The organism is Mesorhizobium sp. M1066 (assembly GCF_040318635.1).
In the GTDB taxonomy this organism is placed as follows: domain Bacteria; phylum Pseudomonadota; class Alphaproteobacteria; order Rhizobiales; family Rhizobiaceae; genus Mesorhizobium.
This window is the reverse complement of the sequence record NZ_JAMYMR010000003.1, coordinates 151,313-164,919: the sequence shown is the minus strand read 5'-3', so window position 1 is coordinate 164,919 and position 13,607 is coordinate 151,313. Positions and strand designations below refer to the sequence as shown.

Annotated in this window: 17 protein-coding genes; 5 read left to right on the top strand and 12 right to left on the bottom strand. The window is 62.4% G+C overall.

Annotation, left to right across the window (positions count from 1 at the left end; translation table 11 throughout):
• Positions 1 to 26 precede the first annotated feature (26 nt).
• The 9 genes from NKH52_RS06550 to moaA all read right to left on the bottom strand — a co-directional run bounded on the left by NKH52_RS06550 (position 27) and on the right by moaA (position 6,919).
• Positions 27 to 848, bottom strand: coding sequence for an ABC transporter permease (locus NKH52_RS06550; RefSeq protein WP_352728577.1), 822 nt, complete (start codon positions 846 to 848; stop codon positions 27 to 29).
• On the bottom strand, positions 845 to 1,564 hold the full coding sequence (locus tag NKH52_RS06545) for an ABC transporter permease (RefSeq protein ID WP_127297297.1): 720 nt from the start codon (positions 1,562 to 1,564) through the stop codon (positions 845 to 847). Before NKH52_RS06545 ends, NKH52_RS06550 begins: the two co-directional genes overlap by 4 nt.
• A gap of 80 nt (positions 1,565 to 1,644) precedes the next feature.
• A complete protein-coding gene (locus tag NKH52_RS06540; protein WP_027036615.1) occupies positions 1,645 to 2,430 on the bottom strand; it encodes an ABC transporter substrate-binding protein in 786 nt (261 codons plus the stop codon).
• A gap of 157 nt (positions 2,431 to 2,587) precedes the next feature.
• Positions 2,588 to 3,097 carry a molybdopterin-guanine dinucleotide biosynthesis protein B gene (gene mobB / locus NKH52_RS06535; protein WP_352728580.1) on the bottom strand — a complete coding sequence of 170 codons (510 nt, stop codon included), beginning with the start codon at positions 3,095 to 3,097 and terminating at the stop codon, positions 2,588 to 2,590.
• Positions 3,094 to 3,720 carry a molybdenum cofactor guanylyltransferase MobA gene (gene mobA, locus NKH52_RS06530; protein ID WP_352728582.1) on the bottom strand — a complete coding sequence of 209 codons (627 nt, stop codon included), beginning with the start codon at positions 3,718 to 3,720 and terminating at the stop codon, positions 3,094 to 3,096. The genes mobB and mobA overlap by 4 nt, the downstream gene beginning before the upstream one ends.
• 54 nt (positions 3,721 to 3,774) lie before the next feature.
• Positions 3,775 to 4,695 carry a DMT family transporter gene (locus NKH52_RS06525; protein WP_352728584.1) on the bottom strand — a complete coding sequence of 307 codons (921 nt, stop codon included), beginning with the start codon at positions 4,693 to 4,695 and terminating at the stop codon, positions 3,775 to 3,777.
• 224 nt (positions 4,696 to 4,919) lie between these two features.
• Positions 4,920 to 5,279: a hypothetical protein gene (locus NKH52_RS06520; protein WP_023813955.1), complete on the bottom strand. Its 360-nt coding sequence runs from the start codon at positions 5,277 to 5,279 to the stop codon at positions 4,920 to 4,922.
• A gap of 119 nt (positions 5,280 to 5,398) precedes the next feature.
• Positions 5,399 to 5,833, bottom strand: coding sequence for a hypothetical protein (locus tag NKH52_RS06515; protein ID WP_352728586.1), 435 nt, complete (start codon positions 5,831 to 5,833; stop codon positions 5,399 to 5,401).
• A 90-nt stretch (positions 5,834 to 5,923) separates the two neighbouring features.
• A complete protein-coding gene (gene moaA / locus NKH52_RS06510; protein WP_031213805.1) occupies positions 5,924 to 6,919 on the bottom strand; it encodes a GTP 3',8-cyclase MoaA in 996 nt (331 codons plus the stop codon).
• Between the two features lie 199 nt (positions 6,920 to 7,118).
• On the opposite strand from moaA, the gene NKH52_RS06505 reads away from it, so the two are divergent.
• Together NKH52_RS06505 and NKH52_RS06500 are read left to right on the top strand one after the other, a co-directional pair.
• Complete coding sequence (locus tag NKH52_RS06505; RefSeq protein ID WP_023813958.1) at positions 7,119 to 7,472, top strand: gamma-butyrobetaine hydroxylase family protein; 354 nt, start codon at positions 7,119 to 7,121, stop codon at positions 7,470 to 7,472.
• 73 nt (positions 7,473 to 7,545) lie between these two features.
• A complete protein-coding gene (locus NKH52_RS06500; protein WP_352728588.1) occupies positions 7,546 to 8,157 on the top strand; it encodes a pyridoxamine 5'-phosphate oxidase family protein in 612 nt (203 codons plus the stop codon).
• A 17-nt stretch (positions 8,158 to 8,174) separates the two neighbouring features.
• On the opposite strand, the gene NKH52_RS06495 is transcribed toward NKH52_RS06500, so the two are convergent.
• Complete coding sequence (locus tag NKH52_RS06495; protein WP_352728590.1) at positions 8,175 to 8,627, bottom strand: MarR family winged helix-turn-helix transcriptional regulator; 453 nt, start codon at positions 8,625 to 8,627, stop codon at positions 8,175 to 8,177.
• A 47-nt stretch (positions 8,628 to 8,674) separates the two neighbouring features.
• On the opposite strand from NKH52_RS06495, the gene NKH52_RS06490 reads away from it, so the two are divergent.
• Complete coding sequence (locus NKH52_RS06490) at positions 8,675 to 9,583, top strand: alpha/beta hydrolase (protein ID WP_352728592.1); 909 nt, start codon at positions 8,675 to 8,677, stop codon at positions 9,581 to 9,583.
• 13 nt (positions 9,584 to 9,596) lie between these two features.
• Here NKH52_RS06490 and NKH52_RS06485 read toward each other — a convergent pair whose 3' ends face one another.
• Together NKH52_RS06485 and NKH52_RS06480 are read right to left on the bottom strand one after the other, a co-directional pair.
• On the bottom strand, positions 9,597 to 9,992 hold the full coding sequence (locus NKH52_RS06485) for a rhodanese-like domain-containing protein (protein ID WP_352728594.1): 396 nt from the start codon (positions 9,990 to 9,992) through the stop codon (positions 9,597 to 9,599).
• A 55-nt stretch (positions 9,993 to 10,047) separates the two neighbouring features.
• A complete protein-coding gene (locus NKH52_RS06480; protein WP_352728596.1) occupies positions 10,048 to 10,662 on the bottom strand; it encodes a TetR/AcrR family transcriptional regulator in 615 nt (204 codons plus the stop codon).
• Between the two features lie 98 nt (positions 10,663 to 10,760).
• Between NKH52_RS06480 and NKH52_RS06475 the strand changes: the two genes are divergently transcribed.
• The gene (locus tag NKH52_RS06475) at positions 10,761 to 11,507 is read left to right on the top strand and encodes a 3-oxoacyl-ACP reductase family protein (RefSeq protein WP_352728598.1); all 747 of its coding nucleotides are present in this window, start codon (positions 10,761 to 10,763) and stop codon (positions 11,505 to 11,507) included.
• 209 nt (positions 11,508 to 11,716) lie between these two features.
• A complete protein-coding gene (locus NKH52_RS06470) occupies positions 11,717 to 13,606 on the top strand; it encodes a L,D-transpeptidase family protein (RefSeq protein ID WP_352728600.1) in 1,890 nt (629 codons plus the stop codon).
• Position 13,607: the final 1 nt, after the last annotated feature.

Genomic DNA, 13,607 nt, shown 5'->3' with positions numbered 1-13,607 from the left:
CGACTGGTGCAGCTGAATTGAAATAGTCAGCGTTTCAGGTGAACGGTGATCCGGCGCTCGATCCATTCGACGCCATGGCGCAATATCTCGACCATCACCAGATAGACGAGCGCGACCCAGATATAGGCCTGGATATCGAACGAGTTGGCGAAGGCGAGCTTGGCATTGCCCATCAGATCATAAACCGTGATGATGGCGACGATCGCGGAAGCCTTGACCATCAGGATCAGTTCGTTGCCATAGGGCCGCAAGGCGACGATCAGTGCTTGCGGCAGGATGATCTTGCGCAAGGTCTGCAATTTGTGCAGGCCAAGCGAGGCAGCGCCTTCCCACTGCCCACGAGGCACGCTCTCGATGGCGCCGCGCAGAATCTCGGCCTGATAGGCGGCGGTGTTGAGCGCAAAGGCAAAGACGCCGCAATTGAACGCGTCCTTGAAAAAGTCCCAGAGGCCGATCGACTGGAGCTCGACCCTGAACGAGCCCAATCCGTAATAGACGAGATAAGTCTGGACCAGCAGCGGCGTGCCGCGGAAGAAATAGACGTAGCAATAGGCGAGGCCGGACAGGATCCGGTTCTTGGACATGCGCCCGTAAGCGACGGGCACCGACAGGATCGCGCCGAGCACCATCGATATGGAAACCAGCGAAAGCGTTACCCCAAGCCCTCGCAAATAGGCCGGCGCATATTTGGCGAAGAAATCGGGATTCCAGGCAAGGAAGAGATAGCTGACGATGCCGAGGCCGAATAAGATCCATAGGCAGACCAGCGCGTAGCCGACGATACGCCTGCGCGGCCAACCGCGCGCACGTGGCGGCGGACGTTCGACCATTGTGGCCGTGGCGCTCATCGCTGCGCCTCCCGCCGGCCAAGCGAACGCAGGATCGCGCTGGTGGCGAAGGACGACAGGACGGCCAGGCCAAGAAACACCAGCGAGGCGACGCCGAAGAACAGGAAAGCGTGCTTGGTGACGCGGGCGGCAATGCTGGCATTGCGCAGCGTTTCGGCCAGGCCGACAACCGATACCAGGGACGTGTCCTTGAGCAGGCTGAGCCAGCAGTTCTCCAGGCCGGGGAACGCGATGCGCAGCAGCTGCGGCACGATCACCTTGCGCATGGTCAGCCAGTTCGAAAGACCGATGGCATAGCCGCCTTCGTATTGACCTTTGGGAATGGCGCGGAAGGCCGACAGGAAAACCTCGCTGGCATAGGACGAGAAGATCAGCGCAAGCACGATCATGCCGGCGACGAAGCTGTTGACGTCGATGGTGGTGTCCGGCCGGAAATACCTGACGAGATGCTGCAGCAGGATCGGCATGCCGAAGAAGAACAGGAAAAGCGTCACCAGTTCCGGCAGGCCGCGAAAGACGGTGGTGTAGATGTTGGCGGCAAGGCGCAACGAGGGTTCTTCGGACTGCTTGGCGAGTGCAATGAAAAAGCCGATCGTCAATCCGATGGGCAGCGTGGCAAGCGCAAGCGCAATGGTGATCAGTGCGCCATAGGCAATATCGTCAAGCCAGCCTTCGGGTCCCCAACTGAGAAGTGTCCATATGCTCTGGGCTGGCATCGACCGGTCTTATCTCCACGGCATTCCCGAGACGAATAGAAAGACGGCGGGGAAATTCCCCGCCGTCTTGACCGTATTTATCAGGACTCGGCGCCGTAGACGTCGAACTTGAAGTACTTGTCGTTGATTTCCTTGTATTTTCCATTGGCGCGAATGGCGTCGATGGCCGAGTTGAGCTTGTTGACCAGGTCGGTTTCGCCCTTGCGCACGGCAATGCCGGCGCCAGGCCCGAAGATCTCGACCGGCTGCGGCGAAGGTTGGCCGAGGATCTTGCAGCAGGCGCCGTCAGGCGAATCCAGAAACTGCTGCAGCACGACAATATCGTCCTCGATGGCGTCGAGACGGCCATTGGCAAGATCTGCCTGCTCCTCGGGGCTGCTCGGATAGCCCTTCACGGTGCTGTCGGTGTAGGTCTTTGAGGCATAGTTGAAATGCGTCGTGGTGGTGGCGACGCCGATGGTCTTGCCGGCGAGATCTTCCTTGGTCACGCCTTTCAGCGTGCTGTCCTTCGGCACGGCGAGCGCCGACGGCGTGTTGTAGTATTTGTGCGAGAAGTCGACCTTTTCCATCCGCTCCGGCGTGATCGACATCGAGGCGACGATGGCGTCGAACTTGCCGGCCTGAAGGGCGGGAATGATGCCGTCCCAATCCTGGGCGACGAAGGTGCACTTGACCTTCATCTCATCACAAAGCGCCTTGGCGATGTCGATGTCGAAACCCACGAGCTGGCCATCGGCGGTAAGGTTGTTGAAGGGTGGGTAGGCGCCTTCGGTGCCGATCCTCAGGGTCTTTTCCTGGGCCTGGGCGACGCCGAGCGTCAGCAGCGCGGCCGATGCGGCAAGCGCGATACGCAGTGAAATACGCATTATGGTCCTCTCTTTATGGTCCCGGCCGTCGTTCCGAACGGCTCTGTGGGGCGGTGCTTTTGACCGCCCGCTGGCGCGATACTCCCACTCTTTCCAAGAAAAAAGCAACTGCAAAACCATAAAAATGGGCAAGGCTATTCTGCCGTTGCGTCAGCGCTCAAGCAACGAGCCCAGTGGTGCGCTCGATGAAGTCGGCTATCGATTTTGCATCGTCGAGATCGAATACTGGCAGCAGCTCGCCTTCAATCGCAAAATCGGCGGCGACAGCGACGATGTTGGGATCCTCCGCCGAAAGCGGCGTACGGTCCTTCGCATCCAGCCGGCGGGTTTCGATCTTGCTGTGGGCTTCGCGCTTGTAGCCTTCGACCAGCACCAGGTCGCAAGGGGCAAGCCGCGACAGTACAGTCTCCAATGTCGGCTCATCCTCGCCGCGCAGCTCGTGCATCAGTGCCCAGCGAACGCCGGAGACGATCGCGACTTCGGTGGCGCCGGCCTGCCGGTGGCGAAAACTGTCGGCACCCGGTTTGTCGATGTCGAAATCATGATGGGCGTGTTTCACCGTCGACACCTTCCAGCCGCGCCTGACAAGTTCGGTGACCAGCCTTTCGGTCAAAGTCGTCTTGCCGGAATTCTTCCAGCCGGTGATGCCGAAGACGCGTCTGTTCATGGCTTGATGCTCTGCAACAGACGCTCGGCAGACACAAGATCGTCCGGCTCGTTGATGTTGAAGAAAGGATCGCCCCCCGCCGATTGCAGAACCGGGAATTCCACCTCGACAAAACCGTGCCGGTCGATGAAAGCCGAAACCCGCCTGTTGTCCTCATCGACCAGAAAGTGCCGCAATGCATCGCGGCAGCCGAGCGGCCAGAGCGCGAAGGTCGGGTGCCGCTTGCCGGCCGAGCGGGCAACGGCAATCGAACCGGGACTTTGAGCGACGGCCGCTGCCAGACGCTCGACAAGGTTCAACGGCAGGAAGGGTGTGTCGCCGGCAGCGCTGACAATCGCCTTGCAAGACGTATTGGCCGCGGCCCATTCGAGGCCGGTCAGGATTCCGGCGAGCGGCCCGGCAAAGCCGGGCACGCTGTCGGCAAGCACCGGCAGTCCAAAGCGCAGGAAACGCGCAGGATCGCCATTGGCGCTGAGCGCCAGCGATTCGATCTGCGGAGTGAAGCGCGACACGACCTGGTCAAGCAGGCAGCCATCGCCAAGCGGCAACAGGCTCTTGTCGCCGCCGCCCATCCGTCTCGACTGGCCACCGGCCAGGATGATCCCCGCAATGTCTCGCTTCATGCCACGAAGCCTGTACGCCAGCCGTCGGAAATACAAGAACCTTCAATGATCTGGCTAGATTCCGTCCGGAACCATGCTCGGCCCCGTGCTTTCGGCGACGATCTTGCGCCGGCCGGCGACCCGCTCGCGGTAGAGCGCATAGAGGCCCGAACCGATGATGATGGTGGCGCCGACGATCATCGGCGGATCGGGGATATCGGCGAAGATGAACAGGCCAAGCAGGATCGACCAGATCAGGGCCGTATAGCGGAACGGCGCGATGAAGGAGATGTCGCCCGCCCGCATCGCCATGATGATGAATTGGTAACCGATAATCACCAGCACCGCCGCCAGGGCCAGCAGGGCTGTGCTGTTGCCCGTCATCGGCGTCCAGCCGCCCATGGCCGGCAACAGCGCGGCACCGACGATGGTCATGGCAAGCGCGGTTGCCGTCGACACCAGCAATGTCGGAATGGCCTTGGGGATCCGCTTGGTGGCGAGATCGCGCACCGCACAACAGGCGACGCTGGCCAGCGCCGCCAGCGAGTAGATGCTGAATCCTTCGAAGCCAGGCCGCACGATGATCAGCACACCGGCAAATCCGATGGCGATGGCCAGCCAGCGCCGCCAGCCGACAGCCTCGCCGAAGACAAGTGCCGCTCCCATCGTCACCGCCAGCGGCAGCGCCTGCAGCACCGCCGAAACATTGGCGATCGGCAAATGGGCGAGGGCGACGAGAAAACTCACCGTGGCACCGGCCTCGCTGATCACGCGCAGGGCCACCAGAGGCTGCAGCATCGAGCCCGGGCGGGCGAGCGCGCCGCGCTGCCAGGCGAGCAAGCCAACGAAAAGCGAAGCGAAAGCCCCACGGATCAACATGACCTGCGCCATGTTCATCGATTGTGACGAGTATTTGGTGATGGCGTCGTTGAGGCAGAAGCCGGCCATCGCCACCATCATGAACAACGCGCCGCGAAGATTTGGTGACAGGGGCAAGACGGCTACCGGTTCTGCTAATGCATGTCGCCCAAAGTGACCTCGATTTTTGGGAAACGGCATGCATAAGAAACAAAGACCTAAAGCGCGTCGCCTGAATCCGTTCAAACGCGACGCGATTTAGGCAGCAAGCCTGTAACAGGCGAGCATGAAACAGCAACAGCAAAGGGCTGGGCCACAGCCTTGTTTGTGGCCCAGAAGATCACCTGCAATGGCGGCAGAACTTACTTCTTCGGCGTCAGCACCTCGGTGCCATTGCCTTCTTTGCCGGCGATGGTCCACAGACCATGCAGCGAGCCGTCGTCCGTCATCTTGTAGACGACGAGGCCGATATCCTTGCCCATGACATAGCCGGCCGAGAAGGCATCATCGTTGCGCATGCAGATGCCGTCGGAAGATGAGCCACCGGTTTCCCAATGGATCGCGCAGGTCGTCCCGCTGGTCAGCGTGATGGTGGCTTCGCCGCCATAGGCCGAACCGTCGAAGTTGGTGCCGGCGACCGTATAGGTGCCGCCGATCGACTGCGCCGCGGCTGGCGCGGCCGCGAGACCGAGCAAGGCGAGAGAAAGAATGAGTTTGCGCATGATGTATTCCCCCTGTGAGCGAAGAGCCGCTTCCAGGGAAGGCTAGGCTGGAACAGACTGGCCGTAAATCCGGCTGCGGTTCGCGAACAAGACTTTTTCTGGGGTGTGGTCCGAAACGTTCATGGTCCCTTGAGACTGCCGGCAATGGCGCCGACCAGCGGGTCGTATTTCGACTTCAGGGCCGGAGGGTAATCGACCCATACCGTGCGGATGACGCCATCTCCACCAAACAGGCGCCGCTCGTAAAAGATCTTTCCTTCCTTCAAGCCCGACAGCACTGCCCAGTCCTTTCCGGCCCTGCTGTAGGTCACCTTGTAGCCCGGCTCGTTGCTCGCCTTCTCCGCCGCGACAAAGCCTTTCGGCGTATCGTCGTCGATGTTGAGGATGCCCGAGCAGATCAGGCTGGCACCGTCGGCACTCAGCCATTGCTGTCCGTCGCCATTGTCGGGCTCCGGCTGGCGATCGGTGAAGATCTCGTCGGGAAAGGTGCAGACGGTGCCGTAACGCTCATTCACATAAGTGAACGGCGCGGCGACCGCACTGGTTGCTGCCATTGTCGCAATCGCCAGGAATGAAGAGTGCAGCCGCATGCTCGCCTCGAAGTCATGATCCCGAAGCGATCTTGCATGAATTTTGCGAAAAGATCAGCCGCCGGTGACGCTCATATGGCGCGACACCGATGGGCGGCTGGTGCGGCGGTCGATGATGAAGTCGTGGCCCTTGGGCTTGCGGCCGATGGCTTCGTCTATTGCTTCGGCGACCAGCTCGTTGCCTTCGGAGGCGCGCAAGGGCGCGCGCAGGTCGGCGGCATCTTCCTGGCCCAGGCACATATAGAGGGTGCCGGTGCAGGTCAGCCGGACGCGGTTGCAGCTTTCGCAGAAATTATGCGTCATCGGCGTGATGAAGCCGAGCCGTCCGCCGGTCTCGGCGACCTGGACGTAGCGCGCGGGGCCGCCGGTCTTGAAGGGAATGTCGGTCAGCGTGAACTGGCGTTCCAGAGAAGCACGCAGCAGCGACAGCGGCAAATACTGGTCGGTGCGGTCGGCATCGATCTCGCCCATCGGCATGGTTTCGATGACCGTCAGGTCCATGCCGCGGCCATGCGCCCAGCGCATCATCTCGGGCAGCTCGGCGTCGTTGAAATCCTTCAGCGCCACCGCGTTGAGCTTGACCTTCAGCCCCGCCGCCTGCGCGGCATCGATGCCTTGCATGACCTTGTCGAGATGGCCCCAGCGGGTGATCTTGTGGAACTTGTCGGCATCGAGCGTATCGAGCGACACGTTGATGCGCTTCACGCCGCAATCGGCGAGTTCGGCGGCAAAGCGCGACAGCTGCGAGCCGTTGGTGGTCAGCGTCAGTTCTTCCAGCGCGCCGCTGGCGAGATGCCGCGACAGCTGGCGCACGAGATGCATGATGTTCTTGCGCACCAGCGGCTCGCCGCCGGTGAGGCGCAATCGCCTGACGCCCTTTTCGATGAAAACCGTGCACAGCCGGTCGAGCTCTTCCAGCGACAGCAGGTCCTTCTTCGGCAGGAAGGCCATGTCCTCGGCCATGCAATAGGTGCAGCGGAAATCGCAGCGGTCGGTGACTGACACGCGGAGATAGCTGATCGTGCGGCCGAAAGGATCAATCATGTCCATGCTTCAAGCGCTTCCCGTGGCCGTGAACGGCTTCGTTATATACCGCTATGTGATACGATCCGGCCATTCATTCAAGATACCGCCTCTCGATCTTTGGTAACATCCCTGCGCCGACATCGCATGTCGGTCGGTCTCATCAGGTCTTTTCCCGTTTAGCGAAGCGGCGTAGGGAAGGGCGGATGAGACGGGATCGAACAGCATGACCGCACCGAAAGAGCTCAGGGTCTCCAAGGACCGCAAACTTTTGTCCGTCACCTTTCCCGACCATCGGCCGTTCGAACTGCCGGCGGAACTGCTGCGCGTCGCCTCGCCATCGGCCGAAGTGCAGGGCCATTCGCCGGATCAGCGGGTGACGGTTCCCGGCAAGCGCAATGTCGCAATCCTCAAGATCGAGCCAGTCGGCAACTACGCCGTGCGCATCACCTTCGACGATTTCCACGACACCGGCATCTTCACCTGGAATTACCTGCATACGCTCGGCCACGAGAAGGATGCGCGCTGGGAAGCCTATCTCGCGGAGCTTGCGGAAAAGGGCCTGAGCCGGGACCGCTAAAATTGATTCCCCTCGCCGTCGTCAAAACGTCATCGAGATGGCGTAGCGCCGGCAAAGGTTTGGAGGCGAAAACATGTCCGTCATCACCACGGTCGAGCAGCTCGAGGCGCTCTATGGCGTTCCAGGCGAGGCCTCGCTGGTCAAGGAACTCGACCAAATCATTCCCGAATATGCCGCCTTCATCGAAGCCTCGCCGTTCGTCGCGCTGGCGACCAGTGGCCCGGAGGGACTGGACTGTTCGCCGCGCGGCGATCTCGCCGGCTTTGTGCGCATCCATGATCCGAAAACCCTGATGATGCCGGATCGTCGCGGCAACAACCGCGCCGATTCGCTGCGAAACGTCATCCGCGACCCACGCGTCGGCCTGCTGTTCCTGGTGCCGGGCTCCGGCACGACGCTGCGTGTCAACGGCCGCGCTCATATCACCACGGATACAGTGCTGTGCGCATCATTCACGGTGGACGGCAAGGCGGCGCGATCGGTAACCGTCGTCGACATCGATTCGGTCTATTTCCAATGCGCCCGGGCCATCGTCCGTTCCGAGCTCTGGAACGCGGCAAGGCACGTCGACCCGAAGTCGCTGCCGACGCCCGGACAAATCCTGGAAATCACCAGCCGCAGCAACATCGACGGCGAAACCTACGACAAGGAATGGCCGGAGCGGGCGAAGAAGACGATGTGGTAGGTCTGGCTGAAAGGCCGTCACGCCTCTTTTAGCACATCATAGATCTTGCGCATCTGCTCGCCGATCATGTCGCATTGTTCCGGCGTCGACTGGCTCATCGCCTTCTCGATCAGCGCCATATGCACTTTCAGCGCCTGCATCAGCAGCGCCTCGCCGGCCTCGGTGAGCGCGAGCCGCAGGATGCGCTTGTCCTTCTCATCACCTTCGCGGCGCAGCAGGCCACGCGCTTCCAGCTGCGGCAAAAGCATGGTGATGTTGGAGCGGCCGACGAGCAGCTTGCGGGCAAGATCGTGCTGCGACATGCCGGGGTGGCGATAGAGGTTCATCAGCACGTCGAGCTGCGCCGGCTTCAAATCGAGCGGCGCAAGCTTCACCGCCAGCGTGCGCTCCAGCAAATGGCATGCGCGCGCCACCGCGACCCAGTTGCGGAAACGCGGGTTGTCCCAAGGCAGCTCTTGTTTATTGTTCATCTTTGAACTATTATGTTCATGCTTGAACGTATGGATGGATTTTCACTATGGCATCATTCGGGCTGAAGGTCATCCGGGGCGTGTTCGGTGCGGCAGAGCGTGTCGCGCCGCGGCTTAGCGGACGCGCGGCGTTCGAATTGTTCTGCCGCACCCCGAATGTCAAGGCGCTCAGCGATGGCGAGCGCCGCGCTGTCGAGCGTGCGGCCGGGTTCATGACCGAGGCGCGTCATCACCGGCTGAAGACCGCGACCGGCTGCGTCATGGTGCACGAGTTCCGGCCCGAGCCGGGCAGGGCGGCCGCCGGCACGGTGCTCGTCGTCCATGGCTGGCGCTCGCGCACCGAATATATGCGCGCCTTGATCGAAGGCTATCGCGCCGCCGGCTACAGGGTCGTTTCGCTTGACCTGCCCGGCCACGGCCAGTCGCAGGGCCGGCGCCTCAACATGGTCAATGCGGTGGATGCGGTGCGGGTTGCCGGCGAATGGTTCGGTCCCTTCGTGGCGGCCGTCGGCCATTCCTTCGGCGGCGCCGTCGCCGCCAACGCCATCGCCGGTTCGGTCAAGAACATCCCGCCGCTGACCGCCGGACGCCTGGTGCTGATCGCGGCGCCCAGTTCCTTGCCGGCGATCTTTGCCGACTTCAGTCATATGTTGAATGTCGGCCCGCGCTCGCAAGCCGCCATGGCGGACCGGGTCGAGCATCTTTCCGGCCGGCCGCTGCATGAATTCACCGGTGACCGCCAACTTGCCCAGGCCCCGGTGCCGACCCTGGTCATCCACGCGCAAGACGACCGCGAAGTCTCGGCCGATCATGCACGGCGCTATGCCGGCGCCGGCGGCCATGTGCGGCTCTACTGGGCCGATGGGCTCGGCCACCGCCGCATTCTCGCCGACAAGGGCGTGGTTGAACGCGCGGTCGGCTTCGTGACGCATCGCGAGCCATTGCTGCTGCACTGAGCGGCGGTCGAGATTATTTCTTCTTCTCGCCGGGTTCGACCGGCAGTCCGGCGGCCTTCCAGGCGGTGTAGCCGCCAAGGATGTGCTTGACCGGCGAAAGCCCCATGTCCTGCGCCGTCTTTGTGGCCAGGGCCGAGCGCCAGCCGCCGGCGCAGAAGAACACGAAGCTCTTTCCCGAGGCGAAGAACGGCTTGTGGTAAGGGCTTTCGGCGTCGATCCAGAATTCCAGCATGCCGCGCGTGACATGTTTGGCGCCCGGAATCCGGCCGTCGCGTTCCACTTCGCGCGGATCGCGCAGATCGACGAAGATCGTGTCTTCATCGTCGAGCAGCCCGGCCGCTTCCTCCGGCGAAACCACCTCGATCACGGCGTTCGCCTCGTCCAGCAGCTCGCGATAACCCTTTTTCACGCTCTCATCCCTCCCGGCCTTGCTGGCGGATTTCGAGCACACCAGCCGGCGTTTGTCACGCCGCGCTGCCGCCGGCCATCGTCTTCCAGGCTGCCATGGCTCCGGCAACCGTCGCCAGCAGGGCATCGTGTGAGGCGCCGTCGCGCGCCTGGATCGACATGCCGTGCTGGACCGTGGCGAAGAAGGTCGCGGCGGCGCTCGCATCGAAATTCGCCGGCAGTTCACCTTCGGCAACGCCGCGCTCGAGACGCTTCTGCAGGGCGGTGTGGTTTTCGGCGCGACGACGACGCAGATCATCGCAGATGGCGCCTCGGCTCGAATCCTGATGCAGCGCGCCGAGCGTGATTAGGCAGCCCTGCGGGCGATCGGTCTGCGCATAGGCTTTCGCCGTCAGGCATAAAAATTGTTCGATCGCCTGCCGCGCGGTCGGGGCTTCCTCCAGCGCCAGCCAGATGTCGGCACCCTCGGTGTGCGAGTAAAAATCCGTCGCCTCGAGGAACAGCGCCTGCTTGCTGCCGAAGGCGGCGTAGAGGCTGGGCGAGTTGATGCCCATGGCGGCGGTCAGGTCGCTCATCGATGCGCCTTCGTAGCCACGCGCCCAGAACACCTGCATAGCGCGGCGCAGGGCTGCGGGTCGATCGAAGGTGCGGGGGCGGCCTCGTTCCGACATGATGATCTTTTCTGTGTTGATCGATACATAATTAAGTTGACGCCGGTGGGCAAGGCTGACAGATATTTATGTATCGATCGTTACAAAAGGAGAAATCGATGTCATCCAACCAACTGGGCGGCAAGGCCGCGCTCGTCACCGGCGGCAGTCGCGGCATCGGTGCGGCGATTGCGCGACGGCTCGCGGCCGACGGCGCCAGTGTCGCGCTGACTTATGTGCATGGCGAGGAGCAGGCTCGCTCGGTTGTCGCCGAAATCGAGGCCAAGGGCGGCCACGCCATCGCAATCAGGGCCGACAACCGCGATGCGGTCGCCATAGACAAGGCCGTCGACGACGTAGTGACCGCCTTCGGCCGGCTCGACATCCTGGTCAACAGCGCCGGCATCTGGCGGGCCGCCCCCATCGACACGCTGTCGCTCGCCGATTTCGACGAGACCATGGAGGTCAATCTCCGGGCTCCATTCATCGCCTCGAAGGCGGCGGCCGTGCATATGGGTGAGGGCGGCAGGATCATCTCGATTGGCAGCAACCTTGCCGAGAGGGCGACCGACGGCAGCCTCACGGCCTATTCAGCCAGCAAGGCGGCGCTGGTCGGCCTGACCAAGGCGCTGGCGCGCGACCTCGGCCCGCACGGCATCACCGCCAATGTCGTCCACCCCGGTTCGACCGACACCGACATGAACCCGGCCGACGGCCCGCATGCCGAGCATCAGCGCCGGAAGATGGCAACACCGCGTTTCGGCAAGGCCGATGACATTGCCGGAATGGTCGCCTGGCTTGCAGGCCCTGAAGGCCGCTTCGTCACCGGCGCTGCCCTGACCATCGATGGTGGCGCCAACGCCTGATCCGCAGAGATTTCCGGCTGGGGCGGAACCACCCTCCGCTCCAGCCGTCACGATCTTGTGAAACCGTTCTGCAACAGGCTTTCCAAAATTTATGAAAGCTTAACGAAATCGGTATGAATCAGTATAGTCGCGCCTTACATCCGCCATGCGGTGAGCGGGACGATCTAGCGTGCGGAACGGGAACCGGTTGCGGCCGGAGCGGGTGATTCATGAAATTCCTCGGAAACAAGGCAACCGTGATGCCGCTGATGGCGATCACGGCAACGCTGGCTTTCGGTGTACCCCAGGCAGGCGCGCAGGGGCTGTTCGACATGCTTTTCGGCGGCGGCGTCAAGCATGCGCCGAAAGGCGAGTTTCCGCCCCCGCCACCGAAGAACAAGCCAAAGCCGAAAGTGTCCGGTGGTGGCGGCGGCAATGTGAAGATCAGCAGCCCATCCTACTACACCTACAAGGCCGACCGGCTGGTTCGCGTCGACTTCTCGGCATTGGCCGCGACGCCGGAGCCGGCGACACCGCAGGACGCCGCCTTCGTTCCGTTGGCTACGGGCGCTGCGTTTCGTGAAGCGGTTGCCAGCTTGGGCGACTACGAACTCTTGGCCGAGCCCGACATCGCCAAGGCGGTGATCGCCTACTACTCGGCCAATCCGGATTTCATCTGGATAAGCGGAACCAGCCTCAACAGCCGTGCGCAGGATGCGGTGCGGGTGCTTGGCGAGGCTTCAAGCTATGGCCTCACGCCCGCCGACTATACGGTCGAAGTGCCCGCTGCCGGCGCATCGTCGGCCGATGCCAATGCGCAACTGAAAGAGCTCGTCCGTTTCGAGATGGCGCTTTCCGCGCGTGTGCTGCGCTATGCCCACGACGCCCAGAACGGCCGCGTCGATCCCAACCGCATGACCGGCTACTATGATTTCCCGGCCAAGCCGCTCGACTTGCAAGGCGTGCTGAGGACGCTGGCGCATACCCAGCAAGTGCGCACCTATCTCGAATCGCGGCATCCGCAGAATGCGGAATACCAGGCACTGCGCGTCGAGCTGGAATCGCTGCAGGCCAGTGCGGAAAACGAAATCGTCGTCGACCCCAAACTGTTGCTGAAGCCGGGCGAAACCAGCCCCGAGCTGCCGAAGCTGCTGACCCTGATCGCGCGCAATCTCGATGACGAGATGGGCGGCGCCTATGGCGAGATCCTGTCCAGGCTGGCCACCAGCGACGTCTATGTTCCGGAACTGGTCCCGGTCATCAAGGCCGTGCAGCAAAAGGCGGGCATGAAGGGCGACGGCGTCATCGGCCCGCGCACCGTCGCGACGCTGGCCGGAACATCCAAGGCCGACAAGCTGCTGAAGGTGGAAGTGGCGCTGGAGGAATTGCGCTGGCTGCCCTCCGATCTCGGCAGCCCGCGCGTCTTCATCAACCAGCCGGCCTTCACCGCAAGCTACATCGACAATGGCGAGGAGAAGCTCAAGACGCGTGTCGTCGTTGGCCGGACCACCAACCAGACCTCTTTCTTCTACGACCAGATCAAGCAGGTCGATTTCCATCCCTATTGGGGCGTGCCGCAGTCGATCATCGTCAACGAGATGCTGCCGAGATTGCGCAGCGATCCGGGCTATCTCGACCGGGCCGGCTACGAGGTGACGGATTCGCGCGGCAAGCGCATTCCTTCGTCTGCGGTCAATTGGGGCGCCTATGGCTCGAACATCCCCTACAGCGTGCGCCAGCAGCCGAGCGAGGCCAACGCGCTGGGCGAGTTGAAGATCCTGTTCCCCAACAAGCACGCGATCTACATGCACGACACCCCGCAGAAGTCATTCTTCCAGCGGGATATGCGCGCGCTCAGCCATGGCTGCGTGCGGCTGCAGGACCCGCGCGGCATGGCGGCGGCGGTGCTTGGCACCTCAGTGGACTATATCGCCGAGAAGCTGAAGCACGGCCACTCGACCGAGAACGTGACACGCACGATCCCGGTCTATGTGGCCTATTTCACCGCCTGGCCTGATCTGTCCGGCAAGGTCGAGTACTTCGGTGACGTCTACGACCGCGATTCGCGCCTGAAGCAGGCTCTGGACGCTACGGAGGCGGTTCGCTCGCCTTCGAGTTGAT

Excerpts from the sequence above, each read along its gene's own strand:
- NKH52_RS06550 (WP_352728577.1), bottom strand. The coding sequence starts at position 848 with ATGAGCGCCACGGCCACAATGGTCGAACGTCCGCCGCCACGTGCGCGC.
- NKH52_RS06545 (WP_127297297.1), bottom strand. The coding sequence starts at position 1,564 with ATGCCAGCCCAGAGCATATGGACACTTCTCAGTTGGGGACCCGAAGGC.
- NKH52_RS06540 (WP_027036615.1), bottom strand. The coding sequence starts at position 2,430 with ATGCGTATTTCACTGCGTATCGCGCTTGCCGCATCGGCCGCGCTGCTG.
- mobB (WP_352728580.1), bottom strand. The coding sequence starts at position 3,097 with ATGAACAGACGCGTCTTCGGCATCACCGGCTGGAAGAATTCCGGCAAG.
- mobA (WP_352728582.1), bottom strand. The coding sequence starts at position 3,720 with ATGAAGCGAGACATTGCGGGGATCATCCTGGCCGGTGGCCAGTCGAGA.
- NKH52_RS06520 (WP_023813955.1), bottom strand. The coding sequence starts at position 5,279 with ATGCGCAAACTCATTCTTTCTCTCGCCTTGCTCGGTCTCGCGGCCGCG.
- NKH52_RS06515 (WP_352728586.1), bottom strand. The coding sequence starts at position 5,833 with ATGGCAGCAACCAGTGCGGTCGCCGCGCCGTTCACTTATGTGAATGAG.
- moaA (WP_031213805.1), bottom strand. The coding sequence starts at position 6,919 with ATGGACATGATTGATCCTTTCGGCCGCACGATCAGCTATCTCCGCGTG.
- NKH52_RS06505 (WP_023813958.1), top strand. The coding sequence starts at position 7,119 with ATGACCGCACCGAAAGAGCTCAGGGTCTCCAAGGACCGCAAACTTTTG.
- NKH52_RS06500 (WP_352728588.1), top strand. The coding sequence starts at position 7,546 with ATGTCCGTCATCACCACGGTCGAGCAGCTCGAGGCGCTCTATGGCGTT.
- NKH52_RS06495 (WP_352728590.1), bottom strand. The coding sequence starts at position 8,627 with ATGAACAATAAACAAGAGCTGCCTTGGGACAACCCGCGTTTCCGCAAC.
- NKH52_RS06490 (WP_352728592.1), top strand. The coding sequence starts at position 8,675 with ATGGCATCATTCGGGCTGAAGGTCATCCGGGGCGTGTTCGGTGCGGCA.
- NKH52_RS06480 (WP_352728596.1), bottom strand. The coding sequence starts at position 10,662 with ATGTCGGAACGAGGCCGCCCCCGCACCTTCGATCGACCCGCAGCCCTG.
- NKH52_RS06475 (WP_352728598.1), top strand. The coding sequence starts at position 10,761 with ATGTCATCCAACCAACTGGGCGGCAAGGCCGCGCTCGTCACCGGCGGC.
- NKH52_RS06470 (WP_352728600.1), top strand. The coding sequence starts at position 11,717 with ATGAAATTCCTCGGAAACAAGGCAACCGTGATGCCGCTGATGGCGATC.